The 11,696-nt window shown below is 73.0% G+C and carries 12 protein-coding genes; 5 read left to right on the top strand and 7 right to left on the bottom strand.

Annotation, left to right across the window (positions count from 1 at the left end; genetic code table 11):
- Positions 1-133 precede the first annotated feature (133 nt).
- The 3 genes from AB0H87_RS04045 to AB0H87_RS04035 all read left to right on the top strand — a co-directional run bounded on the left by AB0H87_RS04045 (position 134) and on the right by AB0H87_RS04035 (position 3,895).
- Positions 134-1,651, top strand: a complete 1,518-nt coding sequence (locus AB0H87_RS04045) for a hypothetical protein (protein WP_360139221.1) — start codon at positions 134-136, stop codon at positions 1,649-1,651.
- A 311-nt stretch (positions 1,652-1,962) separates the two neighbouring features.
- Positions 1,963-3,246, top strand: coding sequence for a DEAD/DEAH box helicase (locus AB0H87_RS04040; protein ID WP_360139227.1), 1,284 nt, complete (start codon positions 1,963-1,965; stop codon positions 3,244-3,246).
- Between the two features lie 28 nt (positions 3,247-3,274).
- Complete coding sequence (locus tag AB0H87_RS04035) at positions 3,275-3,895, top strand: putative glycolipid-binding domain-containing protein (protein WP_360139218.1); 621 nt, start codon at positions 3,275-3,277, stop codon at positions 3,893-3,895.
- Here the strand turns inward: AB0H87_RS04035 and AB0H87_RS04030 are convergent.
- Both AB0H87_RS04030 and AB0H87_RS04025 read right to left on the bottom strand, forming a co-directional pair.
- Positions 3,892-4,983: a PLP-dependent cysteine synthase family protein gene (locus tag AB0H87_RS04030; RefSeq protein ID WP_360139215.1), complete on the bottom strand. Its 1,092-nt coding sequence runs from the start codon at positions 4,981-4,983 to the stop codon at positions 3,892-3,894. The two genes, AB0H87_RS04035 and AB0H87_RS04030, sit on opposite strands and share 4 nt — an antisense overlap.
- 9 nt (positions 4,984-4,992) lie before the next feature.
- Entirely contained in the window at positions 4,993-5,451 is a 459-nt protein-coding gene (locus AB0H87_RS04025) for an Lrp/AsnC family transcriptional regulator (RefSeq protein WP_360139212.1), read from the bottom strand.
- 245 nt (positions 5,452-5,696) lie between these two features.
- On the opposite strand from AB0H87_RS04025, the gene AB0H87_RS04020 reads away from it, so the two are divergent.
- Positions 5,697-5,969 (top strand): BldC family transcriptional regulator, encoded by a 273-nt coding sequence (locus AB0H87_RS04020; RefSeq protein WP_360139209.1) that lies wholly within the window; start codon positions 5,697-5,699, stop codon positions 5,967-5,969.
- Here AB0H87_RS04020 and AB0H87_RS04015 read toward each other — a convergent pair.
- Positions 5,966-6,610, bottom strand: a complete 645-nt coding sequence (locus AB0H87_RS04015) for a UbiX family flavin prenyltransferase (protein ID WP_360139206.1) — start codon at positions 6,608-6,610, stop codon at positions 5,966-5,968. The genes AB0H87_RS04020 and AB0H87_RS04015 overlap by 4 nt on opposite strands.
- Positions 6,611-6,671: 61 nt before the next feature.
- Between AB0H87_RS04015 and AB0H87_RS04010 the strand changes: the two genes are divergently transcribed.
- Entirely contained in the window at positions 6,672-7,655 is a 984-nt protein-coding gene (locus AB0H87_RS04010; protein ID WP_360139203.1) for a terpene synthase, read from the top strand.
- Here AB0H87_RS04010 and mqnP read toward each other — a convergent pair.
- From mqnP to AB0H87_RS03990, 4 genes are read right to left on the bottom strand one after another with little or no spacing between them, the layout of a single operon-like run.
- Positions 7,630-8,529 carry a menaquinone biosynthesis prenyltransferase MqnP gene (gene mqnP / locus AB0H87_RS04005; protein WP_360139200.1) on the bottom strand — a complete coding sequence of 300 codons (900 nt, stop codon included), beginning with the start codon at positions 8,527-8,529 and terminating at the stop codon, positions 7,630-7,632. The genes AB0H87_RS04010 and mqnP overlap by 26 nt on opposite strands.
- Entirely contained in the window at positions 8,529-9,983 is a 1,455-nt protein-coding gene (locus AB0H87_RS04000) for a menaquinone biosynthesis decarboxylase (protein WP_360139197.1), read from the bottom strand. The genes mqnP and AB0H87_RS04000 overlap by 1 nt, the downstream gene beginning before the upstream one ends.
- Positions 9,984-10,033: 50 nt before the next feature.
- The gene (locus tag AB0H87_RS03995; protein ID WP_360139194.1) at positions 10,034-11,152 is read right to left on the bottom strand and encodes a hypothetical protein; all 1,119 of its coding nucleotides are present in this window, start codon (positions 11,150-11,152) and stop codon (positions 10,034-10,036) included.
- Positions 11,149-11,673: a SigE family RNA polymerase sigma factor gene (locus AB0H87_RS03990; protein ID WP_360139191.1), complete on the bottom strand. Its 525-nt coding sequence runs from the start codon at positions 11,671-11,673 to the stop codon at positions 11,149-11,151. The genes AB0H87_RS03995 and AB0H87_RS03990 overlap by 4 nt, the downstream gene beginning before the upstream one ends.
- Positions 11,674-11,696 lie beyond the last annotated feature (23 nt).

Genomic DNA, 11,696 nt, shown 5'->3' with positions numbered 1-11,696 from the left:
GACCGAGCTGGTGGGGGTGCTGGCGTGAAGCAGCAGCGGGCCCGCCTGCGGGACGTCGCCGAGGCCGCGGGGACGAGCACGAAGACCGATCTCCCATCTGCCTCAGGCGCCCGCCGGCGCGACCCCGACCTCGGTGGTCGGGCGGGCGTCGGTCCGCACCGCGGCGGCGCCGGATGCACCGCATGTCGCCGCGCCGTCGGTGCCAGGGACCTACCGGGCCGGGGAGCCCGCGCCGGCTCCCGCCGCGCAGGGGCCGATCACGCCCGTGCCGGCCAAGGGGCCCGTGCCGCCGCTGGAGCGGCGGGTGCCGAAGGTGCCGGTCGCCGACGAGTCGCCCTGGTCGGGCTTCGCCGTTCCGTTCCACAAGGCGGAGAAGTCGGATTCTGCGCCTTACGTCCGGCCCGAGTCGGACGCCGGTCCGGCCGGTCCGGCGCCCGCGCCGGGCTACTCGCTGCCCGGCACCGACCCGGTCACGCCCGAGGCCGAGCCGCCGCCCGCGGAGCCGGCGGCGTCCGCCATCCCGGCGCAGCGGTCCGGTTGGTCCGCCAGCACACCCGCGTCGGTCGAGGCCCTGCCGGGTGCGGCGGGCGACGAGGCCGGGATCGCCAAGGCGCGGGCCACGGTGCCCGGCACCCGCACGCCCTCGGCGGGCGAACTCGCCCACGGCGTACCGGCGGTGAGCAGCGGCAGCGCCCGGGTCTACCGGGCGGGTGCCGGCGACCTGCTGGCCGGCCGCGGCGCCCGACAGGGCGGCGGCGTGCCCGCCGAGGCCGGTGGGCCGGACGAGCCGGACCCCGAACCTGAGCCGGATCGCCCGCGCCCCGACGAACCGCCGACACCGCCCGAGCCGGACGAGCCCGGCCCGGGCGAGCCGCGGCCTGACGAGCCGCGGCCTGATGAGCCCCAGCCCGAGCCGGCGCCGGGGCGGCCGACGCCCGGCCGGCGGCCCCCGCCGCCGACCGAGCCCGAGCCGGAACCGCCGCTGCGGCCACAGCCGCCGTTCCCGGGCCCGGAGCCGACGCCCGGCCCGGCGCCGTCGCCGTTCCCCGCGCCCAGCCCGGTGCCGCAACCGCCGGCCCCAGGACCGGTGCCGCCCGGCCCGCCACCGGTGCCGCCGTCGCCCGTGCCGCAGCCGCCGCCGTCGCCGGTGCCACCGCTGCCGGAGCCGCAGCCGCCCGCGCCGCCCGGCCCGCCGGTGCCGCCACCTGGCCCGCCGCCCGGCCCCTCACCGGCACCGCCGTTCCCGCCCCCGCCGGCCGTGGCCAGCCGGCCGCAGGCGGGGTTCGGGCAGCATGCCTGGCCGCCGCCCGCGGCCGCGTTGCCGAGCTGGCCTGAGTCGATCAATCCGACCGCGCCCGGCAGCACGCCCGCGGCGGCCGACTACAGCCGTTGGGCGCAGGGGCAGCGGACGGGGCGGCTCTACGGCCAGCACGACGAGCCCCCGACCACCGGTTATCCCGCCGCCACCCTCGAGAACTCGGGCTCGCTGACCGGGCACATCCTGGCCCAGGGGCACACCGACTCCATGCCCGCCAAGCGCAGCTACGCCAAGGTGGGGCTGTTCCTGGCGATCGGCCTCGGTCTCCTGATCGGCATCGGCGTCCTCGTCGTCCTGTTCATCAGCAACTCGATCACCGGGTTCCTGGGGTGACCACGGGCGAGTGACGCCGCACACGAGGAGCCTTATCGATTCGGCGTCGGGCGGCCACGCACCGTACACTTCTCGGGTTCATCGACCGGCGCGTGTTACCGCGCCCCATGGGCGATCTTGCTGAGCGTGCACCCTGATCGAAGACGCGCGAGATGGCCCGCCACGAAAGGCCCCACTTGACCGCGTTCGCTGATCCCAGCACGTTTCCGTCCATCTTCGAGACTCCCGCCGAGGCCGAGCCCGGCACCCAGACCAACACCGAGACGAACACCGAGACCGCGACCGAGACCGACGGCTTCGGCGCGCTCGGGCTGCCCCGCAAGCTCGTCCGGGCGCTCGCCCGCGAGGGCATCGTCACCCCGTTCGAGATCCAGAAGGCCACCGTCCCCGACGCGCTGGCCGGCAAGGACGTGCTCGGCCGCGGCCAGACCGGCTCCGGCAAGACGCTCGCCTTCGGCCTGCCCGTGCTCGCCCGCGTGGCCCGCGGCGACCGCGCCCGGCCGCGGCACCCCAAGGCGCTCGTCCTCGTGCCGACCCGCGAGCTGGCCATGCAGGTCAACGACGCGCTGCTGCCGCTCGGCAAGGCGCTCGGCGTGTTCCTCAAGACCGCGGTCGGCGGTGTGCCGTACGACCGGCAGATCGACGCCCTCGAGCGCGGCGTGGAGATCATCGTCGCCACGCCGGGCCGGCTCGGCGACCTGATCGAGCGCGGCATCTGCAAGCTCGACGACGTCGAGGTGACCGTGCTCGACGAGGCCGACCAGATGGCCGACATGGGCTTCCTGCCCGAGGTCACCGAGCTGCTGGCCAAGACGCCCGCGGGCGCGCAGCGGCTGCTCTTCTCCGCGACGCTCGACAACGACGTGGACACCCTGGTGCAGCGGTTCATGACCGACCCGGTCACGCACTCGACCGAACCGGCCGTCGCCACCGTCACCACGATGGACCACCACCTGCTGCTGATCCCGCCGCACGACAAGTTCCGCGTCGCGGCCTCGATCGCCGCCCGGGACGGCCGCACGATGATGTTCGCGCGGACCCAGATGGGCGTGGACCGGCTCGTCGACCAGCTCGCCGCGGTCGGCGTCCGGGCCGGCGGCCTGCACGGCGGCAAGACCCAGCGGGCGCGCACGCGTACCCTCGCGGAGTTCAAGGAAGGCCGGACCACCGTCCTCGTGGCCACCGACGTCGCCGCCCGCGGCATCCACGTCGACGGTGTGTCCCTGGTCGTCCACATCGACCCGCCGCGGGACGCGAAGGACTACCTGCACCGCGCCGGGCGCACGGCCCGCGCCGGCGAGTCGGGCTCGGTGGCCACGCTGGTGCTGCCCAAGCAGCGGCGCAGCACGCTGCAGATGCTCGGCAAGGCCGGCGTCGAACCCGAAGAGACGCGGGTCCGGGCCGGCGACGCCGCCCTGACCGAGCTGACCGGCGCGCGCGAGCCCAGCGGCGTTCCGGTGCCGCCGGACGAGCCGCGCCGCCCGCACCGCCCGGCCGGCGACCGCCGCCACGGCGGCGAGCACCGCGAGCACCGCGATCGCGACCACCGGCACGGGCCCCGCGGCCCGCGCAGCGGACCGCGCCGTACCCACTGAACACGGAGCCTTCGGTAACGTTGATCGCATGGCGACGTTGCCGAAGGTTCTGCTGTGGACCCGCACCGACCTGCCCGGCGCCGAGACGGTGGTCCTGGACGACCGCCGCGGGCTGGTCGCCCGGGGCACCCAGCTCGCGGTCGACCCGATCCCCTACCAGGCCCGTTACGAGCTGATCGCCGACGAGAACTGGCAGACCGCCCGGCTCGACGTGAGCTGCGAGGGTGCCGGCTGGATGCGGACCATAAGGATGCAGCGGGCCACCGGGCGCTGGCGGGCCACCACCGGCGAGCAGGGCGACCTTGACGCCGCCCTGGTCGCGGCCGGCAAGCGCCGGGTCGGTTTCCCCGGCATCGAGGACGCCTCCCGGCTCGAGCGCGCGCTCGACGTCGACCTCGGCGGCTCGCCGCTGACCAACACGCTGGTGATCCGCCGGCTGGGGCTGCTCAACGCGACGCCCGACCGGCCGTACAACGTGCTGACCGCCTGGGTGCTGCTGCCCAGCCTGGAGATCATCGCGGGCGAGCACACCTACACGCCGCTCGGCGGCAACCGGATCCGCTACGAGAGCGACAGCTTCCGCGCCGACATGACGGTCGACGACGCCGGCTTCGTGATCGACTACCCGGGCCTGGCCGAGCGCGGCTAGGCGGGCCACTCCCCGGTCGCCAGGAACCCGTCCAGCACCGCGAGGTGCGGCGTCAGGTCCAGGCCGGCCGCGGCCACCCAGTCGTCGGCGTAATAGGTGTCGGCATAGCGTTCCCCGCCGTCACAGAGCAGGGTCACCACCGAGCCGCGTACGCCCGCCGCGCGCATCTCCGCGATCAGCGCGAACGCGCCCCAGAGGTTCGTGCCCGTGGAGCCTCCGACGCGGCGGCCGAGCACCGCGGAGGCCGCGCGCATCGCGGCGAGCGACGCGGCGTCCGGCACCGCGAACATCCGGTCGACGACCTGCGGCTGGAACGACGCCTCGACCACCGGGCGGCCGATCCCCTCGATCCGCGAACCCAGGCCGGTGGCGACCGACCAGTCGCCGGCGACGTACGCGGGATAGAAGGCCGAGTTCTCCGGGTCGACCACGCAGATCTTGGTCGGGTGCCGCAGGTAGCGGACATAGCGCCCGATCGTCGCGCTGGTGCCGCCGGTGCCCGCACCGATCACGACCCAGGCCGGCACCGGATGCCGTTCGCGGGCCATCTGGTTGAAGATCGACTCGGCGATGTTGTTGTTGCCGCGCCAGTCGGTGGCCCGCTCGGCGTAGGTGAACTGGTCCATGAAGTGCCCGCCGAGGTCGGCGGCGAGCGCGCGGGCGGTGTCGACCACCGCGGACGGGTCGTCGACGAGGTGGCACTTGCCGCCCTGGAACTCGATCAACGCGATCTTCTCGGCCGACGTCGACGCCGGCATCACCGCGATGAACGGCAGGCCGAGCATCCGGGCGAAATAGGCCTCGGAGACCGCGGTCGACCCGGACGAGGCCTCGACGACCGTCGTGTGCGGCCCGATCCAGCCGTTGCAGAGGCCGTAGAGGAACAGTGACCGGGCCAGCCGGTGCTTGAGCGAGCCGGTCGGGTGCACCGACTCGTCCTTGAGATAGAGGTCGACGCCCCATTCCCGGGGCAGCGGGAAAGGCAGCAGATGGGTGTCGGCGGAGCGGTTCGCGTCCGCTTCGACCGCGGCGACCGCTTCGGTCACCCACGCCCGTTCGGTGTCGCTGCAACGGTCGAGCTGTTCCATGGATGCAGGCTATGCCGCCGGGGGCCGCAACGGCCGGGGCCGGTTCTCCCACTTGGCCGACAGCGCGATCGCGGTGCGCGTCGAAGCCACCCCCGGTGTCCGGTTCAGCCGCACGATCAGCCGCTCCAGCTCGGCGATCGTGCCCACCCGCACGGTCAGCAGGAACGACTCGACGCCGGCCATGAAGTACAGCGACTCGATCTCGGGCAGCTCCTTGAGCAGCGCCTGCAGGTCGTCGGCGTCGGTGGTCGACTCCTCGACGACGCCGATCAGCGCGGTCACGCCGAGCCCGACGGCCTCGGGGTCGACGTCGGCGCGGTAGCCGCGGATCACACCGGACGACTCGAGCTTTCCGACCCGCTCGTGCACCGCCGGTGCGGACAATCCGACCTGTCGGGCGAGCTCGGCGAAGGACAGCCGGGCGTTGGTACGCAACAACTCCACGAGCTGCAGGTCGATGGCATCCACGGCCTGTAGACCCTAACCGGGGCCGGGAGTGGACGATTCGCCGGTCCGCGTGAAACATGGTCAAAGGAGAGTACGGCTCGCAATCTTACCGGGGATCTTCCCACACAGTGCGTTTTCCCCGATTCCAGGACAGTGCACTCTCACGGTGCTCTAATGGCCGTACGTCCCTATGAAAGCCTCTCGCGCACTGCCGGGGCGCACATCTGACCAGTTCGAGAGGCTTTCGCTGACGCGAGGAGGGGACCGTGGACACTGGAGATCGTCTGCTGACGCCGGGCGAGGTGGCTGCGCTCTTCCGGGTCGACCCCAAGACCGTGACGCGATGGGCCGCAGCGGGCCGGATCGGGAGCATCCGGACACCCGGTGGGCACCGCCGCTTCCGCGAATCTGAGGTCCGTGCCCTGCTCGAAGGCGAAGGTGTGCTCGACGACCTCGACGACGGCGCCAACGGCCGTCCTCGCAACTCCGGGCCGTCGCAGGGCGGCAGCCACGGGCCGACCAACGCCGGGCTGCACTAGAGGCGCTCAGGGGCGCCCGCGGCCCCACCGATGACGCCGGTCCAGCGTGGCGAAAGATCATGGGCCACGCCGATCGCATCGAGGATCTTGCCGGCCACGAAGTCGACCAACTGCGCCGCGGTCGCGGCCGCGCCGGCACCGTAGAAACCCGGGCTCGCCGGCAACACGATCCCACCGGCCGCGTCGAGCTCCAGCAGGTGCAGCAGGTGACTGCGGGTCACGGGGGTCTCCCGTGGCACGAGCACGGTCGGGCGCCGTTCCTTGAGGCTCACCTCGGCCGCCCGCTGGAGCAGGTCCTTGGACAGGCCGAGCGCGATCCCGGCGCACGCCGCCGTGCTCGCCGGCACCACCACCATCCCGCGGGCCGGGTACGAGCCGCTGCTGGGCCCGGCCGCCAGGTCACCGGCCGGCCAGAACTGCAGGTCGGCGCTGGTCAGGTCGCGGCCGAGCCAGCGGGCCAGGTCGTCCTTCCAGTGCCCGTCCCGCAGCGGCGCACCGGTCTCGTCGAGGATCGTCAGCCGCGCGGCCCGGGACACGACGAGATCGACAGGCTCGCCCGCGTCGAGCAAGCCCCGCAGCACCGAAGCCGCATATGGCGTACCAGACGCTCCCGAGACCCCTACCACCCACGGCGTTCGCATACGGTCAAGCCTATGAGCCGGGCCCAGCCCCACCCGGCCCGCATACGGGAGGCCGCTGCCCATGGTGACGCCCGGTCTGTTCTGTCCCATCCCGCCGCGGATCTCCCCGCATGCCGATGACGTCCAGGACTGGCTGACCGGCTGGCTGATCGCCCGCGGCGTCCCGGACGAGACCGCGCGGCGGCTGCACGGCAGTGGCTTCGCCCGGTACGCCGGCCGCCTCTACCCCGACGCCAGCGTGCCCGACCTGCGCCTGGTCACCGCGCTGTTCACCTGGTTCTTCCTGCTCGACGACACGGTCGACGGGCACGCCGCCCCGCCGTTGGAGCGGGTCCGGGCGACCGTCGAGGGCGTCTTCGCCACGATCGACAGCGACGGCCGGCACCCGGCACCGGGCCTGACCGAGTCGATGCGGGCGATGCTGCTCGACTCGTGGCGGCCGATCACCGAAGGGCTGTCGGAGGTCTCGGTCGACCGGATCGGCGACGCCCTGCGCCACCACCTCGACGGCATCCTGGTCGAGGCGAGCAACAAATGGGTCGGCCGGCGCCCGGGCATCGTCGAATACATCCAGCTCCGGCGGGCCACCTCGGCCGCGTACGTGTCGTACGCGCTGATCGAGTTCGCCGGCGCCGTCCGGATGCGCGTCCCGGAGGCCGTCTACCACCATCCGGTCCTGCGCGAGATCAGCGCGGCCGGCAACGACCTGCTCTCCTGGTTCAACGACCTGGTCTCGCTGGAGCGCGACGAGCACACCTCGGCCGGGCACAACCTGGTGCTGGCCACGGCCCGCGAGCGCGGCCTGAGCCGGGACGCCGCGACCCGCGAGGTGATCGGCCGCTGGCAGGACCGGATGACCCGGTTCGTCGAGCTGCGCGCGGCCGTGCCGGCCTTCGGCGCCCGCATCGACGCGGCGGTCCGGCGCTACGTCGAGGGCGTCGCCGACTCGGTCCGCGGCACGATCGACTGGTCGCTGGAGTCGCCGCGCTACCCGCTGCCGCCGGCCGTGGAGGCGTGGATCAGCCGCGCAGACCCTGCAGGGTGATCAGGTCGAGCAGGGCGAAGGCGAACAGCACGATGCCGATCACGCCGTTGGCGGTGAAGAAGGCGCGGTTGACCCGGGACAGGTCCGTGGGCTTCACGATGGCGTGCTCGTAGACCAGCACGGCCGCGGTGATCGCGACGCCGGCTCCCCAGAGCCAGCCGAGGTCGGCGAGCAGGCCGAACCAGACGTAGAACGCGACCGTGACCACGTGCGTCAGCGCCGAGATGACCAGGGCGCCGCGGACGCCGTGCTTGACCGGCACCGAGCCGATGCCGATCCGGCGGTCGGCTTCCAGGTCCTGCACCGCGTAGATGCAGTCGAAGCCGCCGATCCAGGTGCCGACCGCGACGCCGAGGACGAACGCCGGCCATGACCACTCGCCGGTCACGCCGATCCAGGCGCCGACCGGGGCCACCGCCTGCGCCGCGGCCAGGAACAGCTGCGGGTAGTTGGTGAAGCGCTTCGCGTACGAGTAGATGACCAGCAGGAACAGCGCGACCGGCGACAGGACCAGGCAGAGCGGGTTGAGGGCGGCCGCGGTGGCCTCGAAGACGGCCAACGAGATCAACAAGCCGACCCACGCGGTACGCAGGGACACCGCGCCCGTGATCAGCTCGCGGTTGGCGGTGCGCGGGTTCTGCGCGTCGATCCGCCGGTCGATGATCCGGTTGGCGGCCATCGCGACCGTCCGCGCCGCGACCATCGCCACGGTGATCAGCGCCAGGGTCTCCCACTGCACGCGGCCGCCGTCGAGCCGCATGGCGGCCAGCGCGGCGACGTACGCGAACGGCAGGGCGAAGATCGAGTGCTCGATCACGACCAGCCGCATGAAGGCCCGTACCCGGTTCGGGGCCGGTGCCGCCACGGCCACCATCAGATGCCGTACTCCTTCCACCGCTTGTCGACCAACGCCGTGATCTCCGGCGACATGGTCATCTCGTCCGGCCAGCCGCGGGTGTAGCCCTCGGTCGGCAGCTTCCGGGTGGCGTCGACGCCGGCCTTGCCACCCCAGAACTGCTGGTACGACGCGTGGTCCAGGTGATCGACCGGACCCTGCGTGAGCAGCAGGTCGTGCGTGTAGTCGACGTTGCCGAACGCGCGGAACGCGACCTCGGCGTAGTCGTGGACGTCGCAGTCGTCGTCGACGACCACGATCAGCTTGGACAGCGAGAGCAGGTGGGCGCCCCAGATCGCGTTCATCACCTTCTGCGCGTGCTTCGGGTAGCGCTTCCGGATCGACACGATCACGCAGTTGTGGAACACGCCGGCGGACGGCAGGTCGTAGTCGACGATGTCCGGGATCAGCAGCCGGAGCAGCGGCAGGAAGATCCGCTCGGTGGCCTTGCCGAGCCCGTGGTCCTCCTGCGGCGGCTTCGACGTGATGATCGAGTGGTAGACCGGGTCGCGCTGCGTCGTGATGCACTCGACGTGCAGCACCGGGAACGGCTCGACCGGCGTGTAGAAGCCGGTGTGGTCGCCGAACGGGCCCTCGGGCAGCCGCTCGCCGGGCTCGATGTAGCCCTCCAGCACGATCTGCGCCTGCGCCGGCACCTGCAGCGGCACGGTCAGGCAGTCGACCATCTCCACGCGCTCGCCGCGCAGGAAGCCGGCGAACAGGTATTCGTCGATGTCGCCCGGCAGCGGCGCGCTCGCGGCGTAGCTGACCACCGGGTCCGCGCCGATCGCGATCGCCACGGGCAGCCGCTCGCCGCGCCGCTCGGCCACCGCGTGGTGCGCGGTCGAGTCCTTGTGGATCTGCCAGTGCATGCCGAGCGTGTTGTGCGAGTGCTGCTGGAGCCGGTAGAGGCCGAGGTTGCGCTTGCCGGTCTCGGGGTGCTTGGTGTGGGTAAGCCCGAAATTGTGGAAGATCCCGCCGTCACCGGGCCAGACCTGGAGCCCCGGCAGCCGGTTCAGGTCGACGTCGTTGCCCTTGTAGACGACCTGCTGGCAGGGCGCGGTCTTGACCTTCTTCGGGGGTACGGACTTGAGCTGCATCACCTTGCCCAGCCCGTCCCGGATCCCCGACCAGCCCACCGGCAGATCGGGCTTGACCAGCGCGCCGATCCGGTCGCCGATCTCGTCGAGCGACTCGACACCGAGCGCCAGCGCGGTGCGGCGCTCGGTGCCGAACAAGTTGATCGCGACGGGCATCTCGCCCCGGGTCGGCCGCTCGAACAGCAGCGCCGGCCCACCGGCCCGGACGGTGCGGGTCACGACCTCGCTGATCTCCAGCGTCGGGTCGACCGGCACGCCGACCCGACGCAGCTCACCGGCACTCTCCAGCGCGGCGATGAAGTCCTTGAGGTCCGGGTACGGGAAGCGGGCCATGCATAGCAGTCTCGCCTATGGCGGCCGTCGCACCTTCCCGGCCCCCGGGTTCAGAAGGTCAGGTCGGCCGCGGAGTCCGGCAGGCCCGCGGCGGAGCCGACGTAGATCTGTTGCGCGAACACACCGTCCGGCGGGGTCAGCGACTTGATCACCCGGCCCGCCAGGTCGACGGTCTCGATCACCACCCCGCCCGGGCGGCCTTCGAACGTGCGGACGAGCAGGCGGTCCTCGCCGATCCAGCCGACGAGCTCGGCCGGTCCGGTCACGTCGAACCGGTCGCGCACCGCACCGGTCGCGGGATCGGCGACCGCGATCGACAGGTCACCCGGCTGCCCGAGCGGCCCGCTCAGGGCGAGCCGGCCGTCGGCGGAGAAGGCTGGTGCCGCACACAGCTTCGGGTCCGAAACGTCGAAGGAGCGCCACAGCCTGCCCGCGAGGTCGTAGAACTGGACCTCGCCCGCCTCGTAGGGGGCGCTCTCGTCGGCCAGAGTCGCGGTGGTGATCGCGAACCCGGCGCTGTCCGGCGTCCACGCGAGCCGGATGTCACCCTGGCGGAAGTCCGGCACCGGCAGGACGTCGGTGCGCAACGTCGCGACGTCGACCACGACCACGGTGACCGCTCCCGTCTTGGGAACGAGCCGGAACGCGATCCGCTTGCCGTCCGGCGACCACACGCCGTCACCCGCGTTGCCGGGGAACCCGTCCCGCTCTCCCGTTGGCATCCAGCGGACCGTCTTCGAGTCGCGGTCCATGATGCCGACGCGGGTCGGGTGGACCACGCTGTTGTCGCCCTCGCCGACCAGCACCTGATCGCCGTCGGGCGACGGCATCACCGACCGGTACGGGACGCGCTCGTACTCGCCGGTCTCCCGGTCGAGCAGCAGCGAGTAATCGAAGGCCGGGCTGGGGTCCTCGACGGCCGGATCGCGGATGCCGCTGTACGCGGCGACGACCGACCCACCGGGCCCGCTCGCGACCTGGTTGCCGCCGCCCCCGTTGACGGCGACACCCGCGCCCAGGGCCGCGCAGACCGCGACGCCGACACCGGCCGCGAAGCCGGCCCGCCGCCGGCGCCGGGCACCGGCCAGCGCGGCCCGGGCCAGCCCGGGCGGCGGCGGCCCGTCGTCGGCCAGCTGCTCGAACGTCTCCCGCAGCAGTCGATCCGTCATCGCGACGCGTCCTCCTTCGTGGCGTCCAAGGTGAGCTCCGGGGCGAGCTGGCGCAGGCGGGCGAGCGCCCGCACGGCCTGGCTGCGGACGGTCGACTCCGCGCAGCCGAGGATCTCCGCGATCTCCGCGTCGGGGCGGTCCTCGAAGTAGCGCAGCACCAGCACGGCGCGATGCTTCGGCGCGAGCCGCGCCAGCGCCTGGCGCAACGCCAGGTGCAGGTCGACGTCGGCCGTCGCGTCGCCGGTCACGGCCGTCTCCGGCACGGTGTCGGTCGCCACCTCGGGCCGCCGGCGCAGGCTGCGCCACCAGCTGGTCCGCTGGCGGTAGAGCGCGGTGCGCAGATAGGCCTCCGGCGCGCCGGAGCGGATCCGCGGCCAGTGCCGGGCGCCCTTGATGAGCACCGTCTGCAGCAGATCCTCGGCCTGCTGGCGATGCCCGGTCAGCGCGAGCGCCGTGCGGAACAGCGCGTGCGAGCGCGCCGCGACGAAGTCGCTGAACTCCGCCTCGAGATCAGCGTCCATGCTCGTCCCTCATACCCCTGACA

This window comes from Asanoa sp. NPDC050611 (genome assembly GCF_040654855.1).
In the GTDB taxonomy this organism is placed as follows: Bacteria; Actinomycetota; Actinomycetes; order Mycobacteriales; family Micromonosporaceae; genus Asanoa.
The sequence above is the reverse complement of the archived record's forward strand: the minus strand, read 5'-3'. Positions and strand labels throughout refer to the sequence as shown.

What these genes read in the sequence shown, in the direction of transcription:
- AB0H87_RS04035 (WP_360139218.1), top strand. Translation starts at nt 3,275, where the DNA reads ATGGCGACGTTGCCGAAGGTTCTGCTGTGGACCCGCACCGACCTGCCC.
- AB0H87_RS04030 (WP_360139215.1), bottom strand. Translation starts at nt 4,983, where the DNA reads ATGGAACAGCTCGACCGTTGCAGCGACACCGAACGGGCGTGGGTGACC.
- AB0H87_RS04015 (WP_360139206.1), bottom strand. Translation starts at nt 6,610, where the DNA reads ATGCGAACGCCGTGGGTGGTAGGGGTCTCGGGAGCGTCTGGTACGCCA.
- AB0H87_RS04010 (WP_360139203.1), top strand. Translation starts at nt 6,672, where the DNA reads ATGGTGACGCCCGGTCTGTTCTGTCCCATCCCGCCGCGGATCTCCCCG.
- mqnP (WP_360139200.1), bottom strand. Translation starts at nt 8,529, where the DNA reads ATGGTGGCCGTGGCGGCACCGGCCCCGAACCGGGTACGGGCCTTCATG.
- AB0H87_RS04000 (WP_360139197.1), bottom strand. Translation starts at nt 9,983, where the DNA reads ATGGCCCGCTTCCCGTACCCGGACCTCAAGGACTTCATCGCCGCGCTG.
- AB0H87_RS03995 (WP_360139194.1), bottom strand. Translation starts at nt 11,152, where the DNA reads ATGACGGATCGACTGCTGCGGGAGACGTTCGAGCAGCTGGCCGACGAC.
- AB0H87_RS03990 (WP_360139191.1), bottom strand. Translation starts at nt 11,673, where the DNA reads ATGGACGCTGATCTCGAGGCGGAGTTCAGCGACTTCGTCGCGGCGCGC.